The organism is Marinobacter sp. DSM 26671, from assembly GCF_900112835.1.
Lineage (GTDB): Bacteria > Pseudomonadota > Gammaproteobacteria > Pseudomonadales > Oleiphilaceae > Marinobacter > Marinobacter flavimaris.
In genome coordinates this window covers 112,409-132,695 of the sequence record NZ_FONF01000008.1, presented here as the reverse complement: position 1 = coordinate 132,695, position 20,287 = coordinate 112,409, and the positions used below count along the sequence as shown (strand labels likewise).

Annotated in this window: 13 protein-coding genes; 7 read left to right on the top strand and 6 right to left on the bottom strand. The window is 58.4% G+C overall.

Annotated elements, in window-relative coordinates; genetic code table 11:
• Positions 1 to 17: 17 nt before the first annotated feature.
• Genes BM035_RS11055 through imuA form a run of 3 tightly spaced genes read right to left on the bottom strand, consistent with a single transcriptional unit; the run spans position 18 to position 5,254 of the window.
• Positions 18 to 3,137, bottom strand: a complete 3,120-nt coding sequence (locus BM035_RS11055) for an error-prone DNA polymerase (protein WP_053114932.1) — start codon at positions 3,135 to 3,137, stop codon at positions 18 to 20.
• Positions 3,137 to 4,555 (bottom strand): Y-family DNA polymerase, encoded by a 1,419-nt coding sequence (locus BM035_RS11050; RefSeq protein WP_008172120.1) that lies wholly within the window; start codon positions 4,553 to 4,555, stop codon positions 3,137 to 3,139. The genes BM035_RS11055 and BM035_RS11050 overlap by 1 nt, the downstream gene beginning before the upstream one ends.
• Before the next feature lie 9 nt (positions 4,556 to 4,564).
• The gene (gene imuA, locus BM035_RS11045) at positions 4,565 to 5,254 is read right to left on the bottom strand and encodes a translesion DNA synthesis-associated protein ImuA (protein ID WP_092031874.1); all 690 of its coding nucleotides are present in this window, start codon (positions 5,252 to 5,254) and stop codon (positions 4,565 to 4,567) included.
• A 128-nt stretch (positions 5,255 to 5,382) separates the two neighbouring features.
• Here imuA and BM035_RS11040 point away from each other — a divergent pair, with 128 nt between their 5' ends.
• The gene (locus BM035_RS11040) at positions 5,383 to 5,730 is read left to right on the top strand and encodes a 4a-hydroxytetrahydrobiopterin dehydratase (RefSeq protein ID WP_092031871.1); all 348 of its coding nucleotides are present in this window, start codon (positions 5,383 to 5,385) and stop codon (positions 5,728 to 5,730) included.
• Between the two features lie 272 nt (positions 5,731 to 6,002).
• Here BM035_RS11040 and BM035_RS11035 read toward each other — a convergent pair whose 3' ends face one another.
• Both BM035_RS11035 and BM035_RS11030 read right to left on the bottom strand, forming a co-directional pair.
• Entirely contained in the window at positions 6,003 to 6,320 is a 318-nt protein-coding gene (locus tag BM035_RS11035) for a CcdB family protein (protein ID WP_008172112.1), read from the bottom strand.
• Positions 6,320 to 6,565: a type II toxin-antitoxin system CcdA family antitoxin gene (locus tag BM035_RS11030; protein WP_008172111.1), complete on the bottom strand. Its 246-nt coding sequence runs from the start codon at positions 6,563 to 6,565 to the stop codon at positions 6,320 to 6,322. Before BM035_RS11030 ends, BM035_RS11035 begins: the two co-directional genes overlap by 1 nt.
• Before the next feature lie 210 nt (positions 6,566 to 6,775).
• On the opposite strand from BM035_RS11030, the gene BM035_RS11025 reads away from it, so the two are divergent.
• From BM035_RS11025 to BM035_RS11015, 3 genes are all read left to right on the top strand, one after another.
• On the top strand, positions 6,776 to 7,018 hold the full coding sequence (locus BM035_RS11025) for a type II toxin-antitoxin system Phd/YefM family antitoxin (RefSeq protein ID WP_008172109.1): 243 nt from the start codon (positions 6,776 to 6,778) through the stop codon (positions 7,016 to 7,018).
• Positions 7,015 to 7,278, top strand: a complete 264-nt coding sequence (locus tag BM035_RS11020) for a Txe/YoeB family addiction module toxin (RefSeq protein WP_008172108.1) — start codon at positions 7,015 to 7,017, stop codon at positions 7,276 to 7,278. The genes BM035_RS11025 and BM035_RS11020 overlap by 4 nt, the downstream gene beginning before the upstream one ends.
• 98 nt (positions 7,279 to 7,376) lie before the next feature.
• Positions 7,377 to 7,913, top strand: a complete 537-nt coding sequence (locus BM035_RS11015) for a GNAT family N-acetyltransferase (RefSeq protein ID WP_008172106.1) — start codon at positions 7,377 to 7,379, stop codon at positions 7,911 to 7,913.
• Between the two features lie 52 nt (positions 7,914 to 7,965).
• Here the strand turns inward: BM035_RS11015 and BM035_RS11010 are convergent, their stop codons facing one another.
• On the bottom strand, positions 7,966 to 8,466 hold the full coding sequence (locus BM035_RS11010) for a lactoylglutathione lyase family protein (protein WP_008172104.1): 501 nt from the start codon (positions 8,464 to 8,466) through the stop codon (positions 7,966 to 7,968).
• 94 nt (positions 8,467 to 8,560) lie between these two features.
• On the opposite strand from BM035_RS11010, the gene BM035_RS11005 reads away from it, so the two are divergent.
• The 3 genes from BM035_RS11005 to BM035_RS10995 all read left to right on the top strand — a co-directional run bounded on the left by BM035_RS11005 (position 8,561) and on the right by BM035_RS10995 (position 20,259).
• Positions 8,561 to 9,436: a LysR family transcriptional regulator gene (locus BM035_RS11005; protein WP_092031868.1), complete on the top strand. Its 876-nt coding sequence runs from the start codon at positions 8,561 to 8,563 to the stop codon at positions 9,434 to 9,436.
• A 397-nt stretch (positions 9,437 to 9,833) separates the two neighbouring features.
• Entirely contained in the window at positions 9,834 to 10,430 is a 597-nt protein-coding gene (locus BM035_RS11000) for a hypothetical protein (protein WP_008172101.1), read from the top strand.
• Position 10,431: 1 nt separating this feature from the next.
• Positions 10,432 to 20,259, top strand: coding sequence for a DUF6603 domain-containing protein (locus tag BM035_RS10995; protein ID WP_092031866.1), 9,828 nt, complete (start codon positions 10,432 to 10,434; stop codon positions 20,257 to 20,259).
• Positions 20,260 to 20,287: the final 28 nt, after the last annotated feature.

The following is a 20,287-nucleotide window of genomic DNA, read 5'->3' as shown; positions in this document are numbered from 1 at the left end:
GCGGGGTTTTTTTGTGTCTAATGAAAATTCCTGGAATTCACGGGTAACGACTGAATCAGGTGGCTGAGGTCCGAAAGCCGACCTGCCATCACATGCACAATGTCCCCCTGTCGCTCCAGCACTCCCATCACATGCAGCAATCGGGCAGTCAGTAACGGCTTGCGCTGTCGCCGTGCCGTTTCCAGCCACACCACCACGTTCACATTACCGGTTTCGTCTTCCAGGGTGACGAAGGTAACGCCGGAAGCGGAGCCGGGGCGTTGGCGGCCGGTGACCAGGCCGGCGACCTGGACAGGGATGCCGGCTTTGGTGGATTTGAGCTGTTCGGCGCTGAGACAGAACTTCAGGTGGCCCTGTTCCCGCAATAACGCTAGCGGATGACGCTGCAGGGTGAGGCCCTGGCTGGCGTAGTCGGCCAGCACGTTCTGGCCTTCGGAGGGTTCCGGCAATTGCTCACAGTAGTCCGGTTGATAATCGACCGCCGTCTCCTGAGCGAACAGCTCCGCAGGTTGTTCATGGTCGAGCAGTTGCCAGTACGCCTGGTGGCGGTTGGCGGTGAAGCCCGGCATGGCGTTGGCGCCGGCGAGGAGTTCCATATCCCGCTGGTTCAGGGTGGCCAGGCGGCGAAGCTCGCTGGCAGAGCGGTAGCCCTCGGCTGGCCGGTTCTGGTGGATACGCTCGGCGCCGCTAACGGACAGACCCTGGATAATCCTCAGGCCCAGTCGCAGATGGCGGTCTTCGTCTTGCAGGTTGTGGTCCCACTGGCTGGCATTTACATCCGGCGGCAGCACGGTGACATTGTGCCGGCGGGCGTCCTGCACCAGTTGTGAGGGAGAATAGAACCCCATGGGCTGGCTGTTAAGCAGGGCACAGTAAAAGGCCGCCGGATAGTGCCGTTTGATCCAGGCGGAGACGTAGACAAGCAGGGCAAAGCTGGCGGCGTGGGATTCGGGGAAGCCATAGCCGCCAAAGCCGCAGATTTGCTGGTACAGCCGTTCGGCGAAGTCGGCATCGTGACCACGTTCGAGCATACCGGTGACTAGCTTTTCCCGGAACGGGGTCAGGTCGCCGTGGGATTTCCAGGCCGCCATGGCCCGGCGCAACTGGTCGGCTTCGCCGGCGGAGAAGCCGGCCGCCACCATGGCCAGTTTGATCACCTGTTCCTGGAAGATGGGCACACCGAGGGTGCGCTCCAGCACCTTGCGCACGGCATCGTTCGGGTAATCCACCGGCTCCAGGCCGTGCTTTCGGCGCAGGTACGGGTGCACCATGTCACCCTGGATGGGGCCCGGCCGAACGATGGCCACCTCAATCACCAGATCGTAATAGGTTTCCGGTTTCAGGCGGGGCAGCATGTTGATCTGGGCCCGGGATTCCACCTGGAATACGCCGATGCTGTCGCCTGTCTGAAGCATGGCGTAGGTGTCACGGTCTTCCTGGGGAATGTCCTGTATCCGGAAAGGCTGGCCTTTTTCATCGCTGATCAGTTCCAGCGCTTTTCGAATGGCGGAGAGCATGCCAAGGGCCAGCACATCCACCTTCATCAGCCCCAGGCTCTCAAGGTCGTCCTTGTCCCACTGGATTACGGTGCGGTCGGCCATGGCAGCGTTCTCCACTGGCACCAGTTCGGCCAGTGGCCCGGCGCTGATCACGAAACCGCCCACGTGCTGGGACAGATGTCGGGGGAAGCTCAGCAGGGTATTCACTAGGGTGAAGAACTGGTCCGCCACCTGTGGGTTGCGGGTGATTTTCTTGTCGAGAATCTGCTGGCGCCAGTTGGTGGCCTTGTCCCGCCAGTCGATGCCTTCCAGCAGCTGTTCCACCAGGGCCGGATCAAACCCCAGGGCCTTGCCGACATCCCGAATGGCGCTTTTGGGCCGGTAACGGATCACCGTGGCAGCCAGGGCGGCGCGCTCACGGGTATAACGCCGGTAGATATACTGGATAACCTCTTCACGACGTTCGTGCTCGAAATCCACATCGATATCGGGCGGTTCGTTTCGGTCTTTGGAAATAAACCGCTCGAACAGCAGTTCCACCCGGGCCGGGTTCACCTCGGTGATGCCCAGGCAATAACAAACCGCAGAGTTTGCTGCCGACCCCCGCCCCTGGCAGAGAATCCCCCGGCTGCGGGCAAAGTCGACAATATCGTGGATGGTGAGGAAGTAATGCTCGTAGTTCATCTCCGAGATCAGGCCCAGCTCCTTGCGGATCAGGCTCTGAACCTGCAGTGGTGTGCCATCCGGGTAACGCCGGCGCTCGCCTTCGCGGGTCAGCCGTTTCAGGTAGCCGGCCGGAGTCTCGTCCTCCGGCACCAGGTCTGGCGGGTATTCATAGCGCAGGCTGCCGGGCTCGAAGGTGCACTGGTTGGCAATGGTCAGGGTTTCATGCAGCCAGGCTTCCGGAAACAGCCGTTGCAGAACGGGCAGGGGGCGCAGGTATCGCTCGCCATTCTGGAACAGGCAGTGGCCGGCATTCTCCAGATTGGTGTGATTGCGCAGGGCTGTCAGTACATCCTGCAGCGGCTGGCGCTCCCGGCTGTGCATGTGCACCTCGCCCACGGCAGCCACGGGAATGCGCAGCTGATCGGCCAGCCAGTGTATCCGTGCCAGCCGCTGCTCCTCGCCGGATTCCAGGGTGCGGGCCGCGGCAATCCAGATCCGGGGGTCAAACAGTCGGGCCAGCCACTCGCCGCAGGCCAGCGCCTGATCGGAATCCGCTTCGGTAGGCGATGGGGGCAGCCACAGACACAGGCAGTCATCCAGGGTGTGGGTTTCAATGTCCCGGTAATACAGCTGGTAATGGCCTTTCTCAGCCCGCCGGCGGCCGGTAGTGATCAACTGGCAAAGCTGGCCATAGCCTTTGCGCGTGCGGGCCAGAAGGATAAAGCGAGGAGAAGCGGCGCCGGTGGGGGCATCCGACAACTCAAACCAGCTGCCGGTAATGAGTTTTACAGGACTTTCTGCCAGCGCCGCCCAGGCCCGGGGAATGCCGGCAACGGAGCAGGCATCGGTGATGGCCAGGGCGGTGTAGCCCAGCTCATGCGCTCGCTCAGCCAGTTCGTGGGGATGAGAGGCCCCGGTGAGGAAGGTGAAATTGCTGAAGCAAAACAGCTCTGCATACTGCTGCCCGGACATCAGCCAAACCACCCATGCACAAACCAGCCTTCCCGGGCATCCCGGAAGACCCAGGCCAACTGGCCGCTGCTCAACTGGGCAATGTAATAATCCCGGTGCACGCGCTGGCCATCCCACCAGCCACCGCTGATGCGCTCAGGCCCGGAAAACCAGGTAACGGGCGCCTCGGTCAGCGGTTGCGGGCCTTTCAATAACCAGAGCGGCCGCCTGGGCAGTTCTGCTGCCGGTACTGGCGGCGTTCCGGTTTTACGCAGAACTTCCGAGGCCGACCAGGCCCGTTCGGGACGATGATCCGCCTGGGGCGAGAGCTGCCTGAGAGCCTGATCGCCCAGGCGCGCCTGCAGCCGGCTGATCAGGGTATGCCAGGCTTCATTCAGATCCTGGGTTTCACCCAGCAGATCCTGCCCGGAGGGTGCTTCCCGTGACAGGAAACGCTTCACCAGCAAAACCATGGAGATAACCGGGGCGCTCAGGGAATGTTGCTCCAACCGCAGACGAACCAGGTTCAAGAAATGATCGGCCCGGTGCTCCGGCCCGGATGTGCGAATCTGCAGCCGGGTTGGTTCCGCATGCCGGTGCTTCAGAACCAGCCGCAGGCTGTCGGTATCCTGCTGGCGCCAGCACAGATCCTCTTCCAGTTCGACAAGCATGCGCTGGAGCGGAAACAGCAGCCCCTGGGTGTGTTCTATTTCCTGCACAAAATCCGCCTGTTGCCGGAACGAGTGGGGCGGCTGCCAGGGCGTGCGGGGATCTGGCCGGGTGCCCTGGATTTTCTGGATGTAAGCCAGTAACTCCGGAGACAGACGCCGTGCCAGTTCGCCGGGCGGTAAATCAAACACCTCCCCCAACGTGTTCAGCCCCAGGCGCTGCAAACGGGTACAGGCTTTCTCGTTGAATTCAGCTGCCAACAGGGGCATCTGGCTCAGGCTTCGAAGAATGTGGCCTTTGTCTGCCGTGCATTCCCCCTTGCCGGCGCGGGCAATCAGCCGGGCCGACAGAGGGGTATAGCCAATACCGATCCAGGCATTCAGCTGGCGCTCATTCAGCCCCTGTTCCACGGTTTGCCAAACGGCGGGCAGCCCGCCATACAGTTTTTGAAGGCTGCCAATTTCGGCCAGCAGACCATCGGGCGGCACCAACACAATATGGGCCGCATAGCGGTACAGCCAGCGGGCCTGATCTTCCAGAATCCTGGCTTCCTGGGTTTCATCGGCCCGCACCATGCCCAGATCCGGAGCCAGGCTGATGGCGGTTTTCAGGCGCATGCCGCTACGAATACCCTGGCTCCTGGCGTCCGGGCAGGCCTGGATCACCTTCTGGCCAGAGCCTTCAACCACCACCAGGGCGCCCTCATCTTCACGGGTGCGCCGAATATGGTCCAGCACCAGGTGCGGGAAATGCAGATACAGCCAGAGCATGGAGCGTTATTACCCGGTTGAACCCGACCAGGGGCCCCGGACAACCCGGGTGGTTTCACGGAAGGAGAGATCGGCCCGCTGGGCCATGGCCAGTGAACAGCGCTGCCCGGGCCAGCTACCCCGGCGCTTGAGCACATTCACCTTGAGATCCTGCTGCTCCCCCGGTTCCAGCTCCAGCCGCAGGGCAGCCGGAGAATTCTGCCCGGCGTAACGTCGTTCCCGGAACAGCACACACACATTGCTCCCGGCTTCGGCGGCCAGTTGCAGGCGACGGACTTCCCGTGAGGCCAGCTTGCCCGGCCAGGCCATTACCAGGCCTGTTACTGGTGAGCGCAGGCAGTTCTCCAGTGTCCACAAAAAGTCGCCCTCATCATCGGTATGGATCAGCACCACCTGGTCCAGGTTGACGCCTTCCCGGGCCAGGGCAGGGGCATAGGGCGTATGCGGCGGGTTCAGCCAGAACACGCTTTTGCCCTCTTCGCACACCCGTTGCATCAGCGGCAGAAGCAAATGCAGCTCACCAATACCCGGTGCATCCAGCAGGCATTCGCTCAAGGCACCCCGGGGCCAGCCCAGGCCTCCGAGCTGGTTATCCAGCACCTGGTAACCGGTTGATTGCGCAGGCTGTGTGGTCTGGGTGTGGCGGTGCCCCTGCCAGACACGGGCATCCTGCATCAGCGTGTTCAGAAGCTCGCTCATGATGAAAACTCTCAAAATACTGTTTAAATATACAGTATTCGGAAAGCCGCCGGATTTCAAGAGAAGGGTTGATAAAGCGAAGGGCACGACCCACGCTTGTAATACAGCCATCAACCATGGAGGTTGAAATGAGTGACCTGAAAGCACACAGCTGTGAAGCTTGCAGCCCGAACGCAAGCAAGGCGACCGAGGAAGAAAAGCAGCAGCTGCATAAAGAGGTCCCAGACTGGGAAATTCTGGAAATTGACGGGGAAGGACAGCTTCATAAGGTCTACAAACTTAAAAACTTTCTGAAGGCCCTGGAGTTCACCAACAAGATTGGCGAACTTGCCGAAGAAGAAGACCATCACCCGGTGGTTGTTCTGGAATATGGCAAAGTTGCAGTGAGCTGGTGGAGCCACGAAATCGGCGGCCTGCACAAGAACGACTTCATCCTGGCAGCGAGAACCGACGCTGCTTTCAACGACATGCAATAATCCCAATCACGGCGGAACCCGGTTTCCGCCGTGCTCCTTCCGGACCGGAGACCACCAGACGAATGGTTGAAAACCGCACCGATAACCCCCTGACCCTGAAGCTCGGCAGGGAAGAGCTCATCATCCGGCTTATCAGCCACATCCACGTTAAGCGAATTCCAGCCAGTAACTGGGAGAGTTAGAAGCCTTCGTCAACTGTGCTTTGCACTCCAAAAACAGTTTTAGGAGTTTGATAAACGGGTGATATACGAACGCGTTCGTGTAATTAGCTGCTAAATGCCAGTGATAGCCATGTCTAGGGCTCCAACAATCTGATCTCTGAAATGTGATAGAGAACCAATCGGATTGTTGAGATGCTTTTCAGAAACAGAGGAAATTTGCGGGGTCAACAGGAGAAGCTCCTGGTCTGCAAAGCTGATTTCTGGGGTGAGTCCTTGCATGGCTTCGCCACCGAATGCGGAGCGTTTCCCCAAAGGAATGACGATACGAGTTGCCAGTTCGCTCAGCAGGCTGCTTTGAATATCGACAAGGTAAGGGTAGTGAGCTTTGCTAGTTTTACTTGGGTTGAGGTATACATCGAACTGTGCCATCAAAATTCCCTGAATTCATCGCCGAAGCATCCATGTTGTTCGACAAAATCGTTATAACTTTTTATCGCAGACCTGTTTTCTTCAACCCATTGTTCTGCTTCGCGTTTGGCAAGCTCTTCTTTCAGGGCTCGCTCCAGGGTAGCAGACAAGTTAATGTTCAGTTCACGGGTCTTACGCAGTAGATCGCTATTGACTGAGAGGTTCGCAGCTTTTTTCGGTGCGGCTGTGTTGTAGAGTTCGGCCATTCCAGCCTCCAAGTGGCTATTTAATGCATGGCCTCAGTTTATGCGCATGATAGTGCGCATTCAAGAATTTAGCCAAAGGCTCTTGTCGGACGCGCCTGAGCTGGCGCTTCGCCGCTCCGCAAAGCCAGGGCGTTATGCAATACGTTCGCCTTGACGTACGTACCCAAAAGCGTACACTTGGTGAAAAGTTGAACACGCAAGAGGTGCGTCATGACCGGAATCACAGCAACTGAGGCGCGCAGCAACCTATATCGGTTGATCGACGAGACCGCCGAGTCCCACCAACCAATCGTCATCATGGGTAAGCGGAACAAAGCCGTCCTGGTTTCCGAGGAAGACTGGTCTGCAATTCAGGAAACGCTTTACCTGCTCTCCGTGCCTGGTATGCGGGAGTCTATTCGTGAGGGGATGGATACCCCCGAGGATGAATGCGATGAGGAGCTGGACTGGTGACATGGAAGTTGGTTTACACCAAGCAAGCCCAGAAAGATGCAAAAAAGCTGGCCTTCAGCGGTCTCAAACCAAAAGCCCAGGAAGTGTTGGCGCTTATAGCAGAAGATCCATACCGCAAGCCCCCTCCGCTTGAGAAGCTCATAGGTGATCTTTCGGGAGCCTATTCACGCCGAATCAATATTCAGCACCGTCTGGTCTACCAAGTGCTAGAGGACGAGCAAGTGGTGAAAGTCCTCAGGCTCTGGAGCCACTACGAATAATCCATAGCCAGCCGCTGTCGCCGGACAATTTTTCCACTGCTTCCCGTTATGTATAAAAACGGCCTGTTCTTCAAGGAACTCAATAGGGTTTTCAAGCCATGAAATTCTCGAAGTCTAGCGAGTCTGATCGTCAGGAAATCGAGGTCCTGTTTACCCGGACATTCTCTGATTCGGAAGGTGAGTCCGAGGAAAAGCTGATTGGCCATCTGGTGCATGAGTTGATGAACGGGACCGAAACCGATGACATGTTCGGGTTCATCGCTACCGAGCAAGGGCAGATAGTCGGGTGTATCTTTTTCACGAGATTGTCGTTCGGTTCCCGCGTAAACGCTTTTATGTTGTCACCGGTAGCCGTTGATACGGACCATCAGGGGAAAGGCGTTGGTCAAAAACTGATTAATTTTGGCATTGAGCACTTGCGTGAACGGGGTGTCGAACTCATTTTCACCTATGGTGATCCGAACTACTATTCAAAAGCGGGTTTCGAACACGTACCTCAAGAGGTTGCGGAAGCGCCATTTAAATTAACCCATCCAGAGGGGTGGCTGGGGCAGTCGTTGGATGGCGGCAGTATTAAACTCCCACTGGGGCAGGCGTGTTGCGTTGAGGCATTCAACGATCCTCAGTATTGGTAAATCCAGGAGGCTCTCCGCCTCGGAAAGCCCCCTTGAACTGTTCTGGCCTTTATCAGTAGGCACCCTCGCTGTATATCAACTCATAGCTGTGGCTATAGATCTCTAAAATGTTGCCAAACGGGTCTTCCATATAGATCATCCGGTAGGGCTTCTCGCCGGGATAATAGTAGCGCGGCTTCTCCATGCGTTTTTTCCCGCCAGCAGCCAAAATACGGTCAGCCAATTCCTCGACGTTCGGGTCTTGCACACAAAAGTGAAAGATGCCGGTTTTCCAGTACTCGAAATTGTCTTCCGGGTTGGTCTGGTTTTTAAATTGAAAAAGCTCCACACCGATTCTGTCGCCCGTCGATAAATGAGCAATACGGAAGCTTCCCCAGCCGGCACCGAAAACATCGGTGCACATCTCCCCAATGGCGCTTTCGTCCTCTTCGATCTCGGTTGGTTCCATAATCAAATACCAACCCATAACCTCTGTGTAGAACTTCACGGCTTGCTCAAGGTCCGGCACGGATATGCCGATGTGCGAGAAATTTCTTGGGTACACGTTGCTCATTGCCTGTCCTCCTTTAGTGAGACTGAGAGCAGGTTACATGCTGGTGTTTATCAGCTAAAATTATCATTTATTCTTTAAAAGATTACGAAAAGTAATGATAAATACCACCTGGTTACGCTCGTTTTGCACGCTGGTTGAAGTGGGACATTTCACCCGCACAGCCGAACGTCTCCACATGACACAATCGGGGGTAAGTCAGCATGTGCGTAAGCTTGAGGAGCAGCTTGGTACGGAATTGCTCGTCAGACAGGGGAAACAATTTTCGCTTTCGGGTGCCGGCGAAAAGCTTTATGCCGAGGCGCAGGACATTCTCCTGGCGTTGTCGAATCTTGAGCAAACAGTTGGTGAGGACCCGCCCTATGAGGGAACTGTGCGGCTTATGTCTCCGGGAAGTGTGGGGCTGAAGCTGTATCCTCATTTGTTGTCGCTGCAGAGCAAGCACCCGAAGCTCATTATTGATTACCGGTTTGCGCCGAATCCTGATGTGGAAAAGGCAATCGCCGAATCCACTGTTGATATCGGATTCATGACGGCAAAATCTACCCTGGCGGAAGTGAGTTGTACGCCCATCGCGCAAGAATCACTGCTGTTGGTAACACCTGCTACGGTCGAAGAACCGGATTGGGAGACGTTGATGACCCTCGGGTTTATCGACCACCCTGATGGAAGTCATCACGCCGGCTTGCTTCTTGGTCCCAATTACACCGAGTTTCAGCACAGTAGCCTGTATCCCAGAAAGGGGTTCTCGAACCAGATCGGTTTGATCCTGGAGCCGGTCAGCCTGGGGCTGGGCTTTGCTGTTTTACCAGCACATGCCGTTGAGGCCTTTGAAAAGTCTGAGGGCATCAAAGCTCATCGTCTCTCTCACCCGGTCAGCGAAACGTTGTATCTCAGCGTTCCCCGGAATCGATCACTTCAGGCGAGAATGAATACTGTGATAGCTGAGGCCAAGCGGTGGCTGAATGGTTGAGGCAGGTTTTGAATGACTCTGCGCAGTCACCAGATTTTCACATTATTTTGGAAGGCGCATGCCTGATTTGACGTACCTGCGACCTTTCTTGACCAACGCCGAAGCGGGTATTCCGGGGCCTTGAAAGCCCGTTAATCATGATCCGATACTCATGATATGTATGATTAATCGGCTCATTTGATTAAAATTTATCCAATTTTTTTGCACCCTCCTTCACCCTGCCTATACTCCCTTATGTCATAGCTTGAATTCATGACGCTGTTTGCTGTTTCCGGGGCCTATGGCCTGAATCTACGCAACAGGGTTTTGATGCTGCAGTCCGGCTACCACGGGAAAGAAGGATGTTTTTCCTGCCGGTCTCGAAACCTGCGCAAGACATTCGCTGCGAGGGATCGCTATGGCAAATTTCGCCCGCTTTATCACCGTCGACTTCTCCCAATTCGATTGGCTAAACCGCATCGATGCTGATGTTCTGCTTGATGTCGGTGACCTGTCACCAGACCTGCTGACTGTTCCCGGTAAAGACGCCCAGCGTGTGCTTTCGGAAGTGGTTCGACTGGTTCTCGATTTGCCGCGAAACAGCACACCCCTGGTTGTCTGGACCAAAGGCGACAGCGAGCTGCTCATCCACAGTGACCAAACCCGTATTCAATTCTCCAGCGGCGTTATCACGGTAACGGTGAGCGCGGAATGCGAAGAGCATGGAAAGCTCAGTATTCCGGTACCGATTGGCGTTGGCACCAAACAGTCGCCAAGCGGCCTTGTTATGTCCACGTTCGAAGACCTCGAGGGCCCGGAAGAACTTATATTGGCCTGGCGGGACGCGATTCAGGCGTTCGCCTGGGAGTCCGTGCTGGAAGTCGCTTCCGTGTTCTGCGCCGAGGTTGGCAACGACAAGCGTGGTTTGCCGCTGGTTCCTGGCGCGATCGCCGCTGCTCCGAACAAAATGCTGGTGCAACCTGTTGCCCGGTTTTCACTGATGCCGGGAGTCTGACATGGGTGCTGACCAGAATCTGGACGTTTTTGGCACACTGGCGGAAGCAGTTGGCCTGACCCGAGACGGTGAACTACAGGGTGACTGGTTCCAGGACCCGTTAGGCAATCCCAACGGTAGCAAGCGCGGCCTCAGTTCGATGATGTACCTCGACGAGCAGCGAGAGGCATTGATCGCTTTTGTTGATGACGTGCTGGGAGCACCGGACAGGGAAGAGCAAGGGGGCGCTATCTGGGTCCCGCTTTTCAGCGACTCCGGTGCGACTGTTTTCGTAGTGGTGGAGGAGGCCGACAACGGCGCCAGAGTCGGATTTGGCATCGAATACGACAGCGCTAGCTCAGTGCCCGCAATCTCTGTAAGTGCCTATGTTCCGGTATTCCAGTTCGAACGGGAAGGCGCTGGAGCGCTGGACATTTCCGGGGCGCAACCCGATTGGCTGGTGTTGGGTCGGGACGACGCGCACATCGAATTAGCCATCAAAGTCATTATTTCCAACGATGCCCCTGCGCCAGGGGACCTATACATTGGCGCCGTATCCGTGGGTGTGGACGTTCCAACCAGCCCCTCTGATGATCTGGAATTCAGTCTCGGTTTTGAACGGCTTCAGCTCCCTGGCACCAATGCGCCCAGGGATTTTGAGCTCACCGTGGATAACATTAACGAGCTGGGCTCCGATTTTCTGGAATTCATGACGGGCCTGATTCAGGCCCAGGCCGAGGCGCTCGATACCACCAATGCGGCGACCGCTCCGTTTGCGGCGCTCACCGGTTTGGCGGGATTAAGATCTGTTCCGAATATTCCACCATTTCCGCTGGAGTCACTGATTACAAATGGCGTGTCTGCGCTGACCGGCTGGATTGAATCCATCCTTTCTTCCGCACCCGCTCGCAATGCCTGGCTCGGCCAGTGGGCCACGCTGCTGGGCGGTACTGTCAATTCTGGCCGAAGCGCCATTGAGTTCAGTGACGGATCATTGGCCGGAGCCGTTGGTTTACGTGTGGCGTCGTCAGCTGCCGGGGGATTGATCATCACGCCCTGGCTGGAAGGTTCGCTCAGACCTCAGGCCGGGGCGGAAGTGAAGGCGCAGGTGGACCTGCTTACGCTGGCAACCCTGGATGGCAGTATCAAAGCCGTGCCGAATTTGTCGCTTCTTGCTGTATTCGGGCAGGTAGCGGGCATGGGGTCGCCACTGCTTGCGGGCGACCCGGCAATTGGATCAATCAAAACCGGTATTACTCTGACCGGCGGAAAACCGGCTTTTGCATTGACGGCTCACAACGTCACGCTCGGCGGCACCAATCATGAGCTATTGGATCTGTCGTCTCCCGATGCCGCGCTGGACGCCGCCGAGAGCCTGGTCGACGGTGCTTTGGTTTCGGCATTGGCCACTCTGGGTCGCCCCGGCGAGATCTGTTCCCAACTGCTGGGGCTTGATCCGCCCACCGGTATCTCCGGCCCTTCGGCGATCGAACTCCTGACCGACCCTCTGGGTAAAACGGCCGCCTACTGGAATTCACTCGTTGCCTCGCCGGCAGCCATGGCGGTTGTTTTAACGTCAACCCAGGAACTCATCACCGGTAACTCAACCAGTGTTTCGGGCGCCGGGACGGCAGCGGATCCCTGGAGCATTGATCTGGACCCTGTAGCGCTTGAGGTTTCGATCGACGGTGATTGGATCAATTTTGATTTGGAAGCTCGCCTCGAAAACACTGTTCTGGACGACAAGCGATCAGACGTTTTTGTCAGCGCAAGGTTGTTGCGGCTGAATTTTTCGGCGCCGAGTGCGGAGTTCCTGAGCCGAATTAACGCTGGCACCCGGCTGCGGGAAGCCGATGGATCTGATCTCAGGCTGGATATGGGGCAGGTTGATGTCTCGGCCCGGTCGATCGGTGCCTCGGTGGTTTGGGGGGCTTCAACGGGCTTTGCCGTGCGTGTGGATGCGCCAGACCTGTCAGTCGAAGTTGAAGCCGTCGATGCATCCGACAGTTCAACCATCGAAGTTCCGTTGCCGCTGCCTGAGTTCAGCAGCGATGGCACGGTCCGCTTTAGCGCGGATTGGGGGGGCATCGAAAACGCGGTGGCCGCGTTGCTTCGGCGACTGGGCTCGCCGATTATCACCGCGCTTACGGACCTGATTGGCTGGAATGGCGAGGGAGCTCGTCTATCCATTGAGCAGCTTTTGAGCGACCCGGAAGCTGCTCTGAAATCCTGGATGGGTGATCTGGTACTGAATTGCAGCAATGTTCGGGTGGCGATGAGCCCGCTCTCATACCTTTTCAGCGGCTTCCGCCAGTGGGCACCGCTGGGCAATGGCAATGAACGCACGCCGTATCGAGCCGCCATTGCCGCAGACTCCAGGGCGCCGGGCGTTGCGGTGTGGCTGGACCCTGGCTGCGACATCCACCGCGGGCGGTATCAACCTCCAGCTGGCAATTTCGATTCCAGCGAGCCGACGGAGTTGGCCTCCATTGCAGAAGCGATTCGGACGGCAGGTACGGAGCTTCCGGAGCTCGCCGATCTGATGACGGGCCGGAACCGCCTGGACGAGGGGTTTCAGGCGTTAATTGATCGCTTCACCGGTACCGACGGCCTGATCGGCCGCCCAGCCTCGCTGCCAACCGGTGTGAATGGCATCGACATTGGAGGCTTGAGCTATCGTGAACTGGTGGCATTCGGTGCCATCAACCTGTTGCCGCAGGAAGCCTTCGGAAGCGCACCTGACTCTGTGGTTTACGTGGGCTGTGAGGACCTCTGGAGTACCTGTTTCGGAAGCGACAGCCTGGATGTTCGGGGAGAGGTCAGCGGACCCGGCGTTCCGGCGTCCGCCAACGGACACTGGTCCATCTGCCTGCCGAATCCAACAACAGCCGCGGCAGCGAGACCTGATCGTGGTGCCATAGACGAGCAATGCCAGCGCCTGATCGAGGTGTTGCAGGATCGGGCCACGCCCATAACGGTTGTTGCCTTCGGTTCCGCCGGGGCGGCTGCCATCAAGGCGGCAAGTACGATCACTTCGATTGATCGGGTGGTAACGGTAGGCGCGCCCTGGGCGCCGGTTTCCCTGAATGGCTTGTTGTCGGGGTTGAGCGGCGACGCGTTGCGGCTCCTCTTGCAGCTCCAGCGACCAGAGCCCGAGACGATTAACGAAGAGGAGATTGCCGGAGAATCCAACGCCCTCTTGCAGTTTGGCTATGTTCTTGAGCGGGCGTCCCGGGCCGCCGGTTTAACACCCGACAGCCTTGATGAGCTTTTGCGGGCGGACCAGCAAGCGATCCGGTCCGGCCTTCCGGTAGACGCGGTATTCGGCGCCCTTGACGCCGAAGCCCTGGAAGCCGGTCTTGCTGCAACCGTTGCCGGTGCCATTGCCTACCGCCACGAAACCTATGAGCCTCCGGCAACGCCACCAACCAAACTGCACGCCGGTGTGGATCTGCCAGTTATTGATGCCAATCTCGGCGGCGTCTTCCTCGGGGCGGGGGCCATCCTGGAACTGGCGACCTGCGATCGAGGCCCCGGTGGCGATGGCTTTGAGGTGCAAACAGATAGGCAGGTCATCGTGGATCTGCATTTCGGCGTTCAGGATGGTTGGCTTGTTGGTGGCCCGGGCGCCGGCCAGAACGACATTGAGGTGCGCTGGGTATCTGCCCGGTTGTACCTGCCCTTGGCCGGAAGCACGCGGGTATCTGGCGCCCGGATAGTTCTGCACGAGGCCAACTGCTTCGGGGTGCGGCGGGACCAGTGGGTGATTGAAAGCGGGGCTGGTGTAGCCTCGCCGAGCTTGCCCACGTCTGAGGTTCATTTGATTCTGGCCGAAGTTGTGGGGCGCTTGGCTGCGGCATCTCCGGATCTCAGCCAACTGCTTGCCGACATCGGGCTGGTTGCCGGAGGTGGTTATGATCCGGAAGGTTTTGATCAGCTTATTCTGGATACCAGTGCCGCAATCAACGCGGCGGTAGATGCATCTCCGGCCAACCTTGCCGGCGCACTAAGGGCGCTTGGCGGATTTGGTGGCGCAGGCGCCGAGATATCCTGGGCACTCGATGCGGCAACCATTGCCGTCGATCTGAACTCCCGCGCCTTTGCTCTGGACGTAAACCATGTGGCGGCAGACCTTGTTCCACTGGGCCTGACGCTATTTGCTTCGGCATCCTCGGTCTCCATCTCCGGCTCCATCGGCGCAATCGAGCCGGATGTGGGTGGTCTTCGGCTTGTAGCCAGTGCAGCAACGGGTGGAGTTTCACCCGCCCTGACTATTGCCTGGCAAACTCCCGGTTCATTGTCCGCGACGTCAATCAATCTTCTCTCATCGCTAAGCACTTCCGAGCAGGCCGCCCTGGCGAAACTGGGAGCGGGATTCATCCCGTCAACGCTTCTGGCGGGATTAGTTGATCACCTCCGCGAAACCGCTTCTGACGATGCGAGGGTCGCCATTGAGGTGATAATGGATGGCCTGGATTTGCTGGCGCCGCCTTCTGAACTGCCCTCACGTAGGGTGTTGCTGCCCTGGGCGTTGTTTATGGACCCGGTGGGTTGGCTGAAGACAGGCGCTGCACCCTGGAAGGCCGACCCGTTTGGCCAGGCGATTCAGGCGTTCGATGCGCTCGGCCAGTTGTTGATACCCGGCTTCACCGGAGGCGGATTCGATTTCAGTAATGAGGTGTCCGTAACCTACGGGGTGGCCTCAGAACGGCTGAATGTAGCCGTCGCCATCGAAACAAGTCATTCATTGGGCGCGACTCCGGTCATCATCAGCCTGGGCGGCGGCCTGTCCATAGCCACCAACGGCTCGATTAGCACCCTCGTTTCCAGTTCGGCGACCTTTGATGGGAAGGGCGTTGCTATCTCCCTATCGCCAGACATTCGCATCGACCTCTTGCGGGCTGCCCCTGCAGCGCCCATGCAGATTTACCCTTCGGGACCGGGCCTGGGATCACTTCTGGCGACTGGAGCAGGTATGGCCATCCCGGTCGCGCTTAACGCATTGATTGCCGAAAGGGCCAACCCGACGCCGTCGCTGCAAAAAAATGTGGCTACGGCAGTGTTTGAGTTGGGTAGCGCATTGGATCTTCTGGAATCCAATCAGTTTGCCGACGCCAGAATTCAGACCTTTGCCGCAGACCCCGCCGGGGTACTTTTATCCCGCCTGCCCAATCTGGTTGTTACCGCAATTTCGCAGTTGGCCAATGCTCTCGACCCTGCGGGTACTGTCGTTTCGACATCGACGCCTGCGACGGGAATCTGTCGACTGTCACTGGGTAGCACGGATCCTGTGGAGATCACTCTGGATGCCAGCCCCACGGGCCCTGCCATTGAACTGGCCGCGGCTCTTTCGATAGCGGATGTCGGAACGGTCGGATTCGACCGGGTGCGACTCAGCGCGAGCGGCGTTGCAGTTGCTGTTTCCTATGTGGCAAGCGGATTCGACGTTGGCAATGGTTTGATTCTTCGCCCTGTAGCGAAAATTGAAGCCGGCGTGTCCGGCGCCGGTTTCTCCCGAATGGCCGCCCTTGGTCTCGTCACCGATGGTGCGGGTGACCAGTCCGTTCAGTTCCGGTGGGCTTTGAATCAGACGCCGCCGCGGGTGGTTGTTGTTGAAGAGTCGCCGTCCGGTGAAACAGAAGACAGCGAGCCCGCAGCTGTGGCCCTGGCGCTCCTGTCCCAGGCTGTTTCCATGGCAGCGGGTGTCACCTTGGAAGCACTTGGTACATTGGGAGCGGATGCGGTTGATGCCCTGCAGGATGTCCTGTTCACCGGTGGCACACCAACTCTTGATCCCACTTTGTTTGACGACATCGTCGACCCGGAAGCATTGTTGAAGCGCCTGTTCCAGCTCGGCTTCAACCTGGCCGACCACAACCTGAAAATTACCATTGATGGCAAAGTGGATGTCGGCTTCACCCGCAACGGCGATCTTGCAGGCATCTTCGTGTCTTTGCCCCCGGGCGAGCGTATTTCGCTCGGCGGCAGCGACCCGACGGTGGATCTCGAAGTGGTCGCCAACTGGGTGACGTCGCCCGGAATCGCGCCGGGTTTGTCGATCTTGCTCGTTGAAAAGGTCGGCAGCGATTTTCAACTGAATGCGGGTTTCTCCATCGCTGGTCTGGGCGTTCGCGTTGGCAAAAATGCAGGGCCTTTGCTGAACCTGGGTATTATGAGTATCGACGCCATCGGCGTTCATTTATACGGCGAGGCGGTGCCGGCAGGGTTAGGTGGCGGCGTTCAGGTTCAGCTTGATGGGCTGGCCATCGTGCCCTCGGCGGCTGGCGGCGACAATGCGGTTGCCAATAACATCATGAGCGACGCCGGAAACGATGCGTCGCCCTCGGCCTGTCCTGCCTTCAGCCCGGCGTTGGCGATTCAGAAGAACCCGGGCGGCGACCTTGGCATTTCATTGCGGGCAGGGGATCCGCCTGGCCCCTGGTGGCTGGCGATCCAGAGACAGTTAGGCCCGCTTTATCTCGAGCAATTCGGTTTTGATGTCACCGAAGTTGATGGGTCCGTTACCGGGATTTCGCTGCTGTTCGATGCGCGCGTCTCACTGTTCGGGCTAACGGCATCGGTTGAGGAGCTTGGCCTGCACTGGCTCGGTGGGGACGTTTTCGAGTTGACCAACTGGGCGGTCGATTTGAAAGGCCTGGGTGTTTCCGGGGACTTCAGTGGTCTGTCTATCGCTGGTGGTCTTCTGAAAACAGACCTGGAGGGACAGATCGGCTACGTCGGAATGCTGATGGGTCGCTTCGGGGTGTATGGACTCTCCTTGTTCGGCGGATACAGCGACGACAAAGGGCTGCCTTCGTTCTTTGTATTCGGTGCCATTCAAGGCCCCATTGGTGGTCCTCCCGCCTTCTTCCTGACTGGTATTGGGGGCGGTCTGGGTATCAAACGGGGGCTACGCGTTCCGGATGACCTGTCAAAGTTTGGCGAATACCCCTTCATCAAGGCTCTGGATCCCGCGGCGAGCGTGTCCTCCGATCCATTGGAGGAGTTGCGAAAGCTTGCCGAATACTTCCCTCCGGAGCCGGGTAACTTCTGGTTTGCCGCCGGCATCAGTTTTACCAGCTTTTCTCTGGTGGACGGTGTCGCGGTGTTGTCGGTTTCCGTGGGCAACGGGTTGGAACTCAATCTCTTTGGTCTGGCTCGAATGGCTTTGCCCAGGCCCCAGGCCGCACTGGTATCCATTGAGCTGGGGTTGCTAGCCCGGTTCTCGTCCTCGGAGGGGCTGTTCCTGATTCAGGCGCAGCTTACCGACAATAGCTGGCTGTTGTACCCCGAAGTCCGACTGACGGGGGGCTTTGCTTTTGCTACCTGGTGGCTCGGCCCCAATGCGGGCCAGTTTGTTCTGACCTTGGGTGGCTATCATCCCAGCTTTCAGCGTGACGGGTATCCGATTGTTGCCAGGTTGGGCCTGCAATGGCGGGTGTCCAACGCCATTGTGATCAAGGGTGTCTCTTACTTTGCCCTCACATCAGAAGCCTTGATGGCAGGGGTGGCAGTGGAGGTCAGTGCCGACTTTGGCTTCGCCTGGGCCCGCATAGCCTTTGGTGCGAATGCCATTGTCTATTTCGATCCGTTCTACTTCATGGCGGACGCCTACGCCCGCATTTCCGCCGGTGTGAAGATAAAAACCTTCCTGGGTACCATTCGAATCAGCATCAGTCTTGGTGCTCGCATTGAGGTCGAGGGGCCTGATTTCCGGGGCAAGGCGACCATCGAAGTAGGTCCTTGCGACATCAAGGTGAAGTTCGGCAGTTCCCGCGAGATTCGCGGCATATTCGTGGGTTGGGATGAGTTCGTACCCAAGTATCTGGAAGAAACCTCGCCGGGCCGGGCGCGGACGCTCTCGGGGGCAGCGGGTAAGGGGGCATTGCCCGCGTCCACGGAGGGTGAAACCTCGGCACCCTCCAGTGACGGTAGTTATGAGCGGCCCTTCGAAGTCTTCGCAGAGTTCGAAGTGTCGGTTGTCGCAACCGGCCCGGTCACCCGGTTTGACTTCAACAACCCGGCCATCGACAAGGACATTACGCCCAAATTGCCGAGTGGCGCCGCGGTAGCGATGGGGCTGAGCCCAATGAACGCCGCCGGGTTGAAGGGTGAGTTGGAAATTCGCCTTGAGCGCAGGGTTGGAAACACATGGACGGATCGCACCTCGGACCTGCGCCCCTTGGTGGAGGGCATGAAGGACGAAAAGACTGCCGAGGAAGGCCCTACCTATGGCCTGGAAGCCTTCCCGATCGGTGTTTGGGGGCCGCCAGAAGATCCCGAGCAACCCTCCAGTCCCATTCCGAAAGGCGACGTTATTTTCGCTGGCAGCCGGTTAAAGATGGTTGCCGAGGCGGACATGAGTTCGCAAACCGGCCCGGAAATCGATTACTACCGGGTTGAAGCAGGCCGGCGCCCACTTCCGTTGTCTGCCGCCGGTACGTTGCGGGCCGACAACCTGAACCGGGCCACCGCTTTGGGAGTTGTTGCCGAGAGCGCGAGCATTGATGAAGCCTTTATTGAAGCCCGGAAGTATCTGTTTGCGGACGGCACCGGCGCGTTACCCGAGGGGCTTCTGGCCACAGGGCAGCGCAGTGCCAAAGCGCAGGCTATCTACGAGAGCTCCCGCACCGCGCCACCCATGTTTGGCACACTGATGGATGGCCTGGAGGCGTCGAATGCCAGCAACGGTTCGACCGCCTTCATGTCTCTGGATGAGAGCCCCCGGGTCATCAAACCAACGAAGCCGTTCGTGACCGGATTCATGAGCAACGGGGCGGGCGTAGCCTTGCGGGATGCGACCACAACCGTTGCGGATAAACGCATCAAGCGCCGTCCGGCACCGTCCACCGAATCCGTTCGCGGCCGACTGGGCCGCAGTCTGCCGATCAAACTAAACACAACCCATGCTCCGTCCAGCTTCAACGATCTGACGGTCGTTGTTCGTGGCTCTGTACCTCGCACCAGCGTTACCAGCGCCAGCCAGACGTATCTCGGCGGCCGGGTTGGCTCGGGTGCGGGGGCCGCCTATGTGAAGGGCCTCGGAACAGGAGCTGGACCGGTCCCCCAGGCGCCCGGTAGCAAACTGCGCCCGGGCGATATAGTCACCATGCGATCTCCGGATGCCGCAATTGATGGGGAAGATACCCGGCCTGAACTCAAGATCACCGGCGCGGCACGAGTGGTCATGTTATTGGGCAATGGTGCTGTGGTTGCCGATGAGCAGGTTCAGGATCGTCAGATCGCCGTTCCGAAACACACTGCGACAATTGCCGTGCAGGCCAGTGGTGGAGGCGATGGTCGCGCCACTGGTCTGAGAATTGTGGGCTGGCACGATCAATCCAGACTGGTTCGCCTGACCGGTCGATCAGCGCTGGGGGCCGGATGCGTTCTGTCGCTGAACGGCACAGCCGGAAGAGCCTCCGTGGGGTGGCATCTGGCCCAGAATGTGGTGCGTGGTGCGGCTGCCGTGTCTACCCGGTTTGATCACACGGTTACCTGTGTTGGTGTGATTCTGAAAGCCGGTGAGGGTCGGTCTGCCAGTGATGTGGAAATAGAGCTGCACGGTGCACGGCACCTCAGGCAGCCGGTTCAGCCGGTGGTTGTTCAGGCAGGGGCGCGCTCGGTGCTGCTGTTTGAAATCAATTCCCTTGCCGGTTATTCCGGTGTTTCCGTTCGGGCCCTGCAGGGCGGCGCCCGTGAAATTGCGGGAATGATTGGGGCGGTCGCCTCGGCTGAGGCGATGGCCGAATTGATTGCGGAAAAGGGATTGCCCGCAACGGTTTCAAGGCTGCGCGCCGTTGGCGGCAGCAACTGTGAGATCGAATGGGTGCCGGCACAGGACGATTAACGCCGGGCAGATCCACGCAGAGACCGGC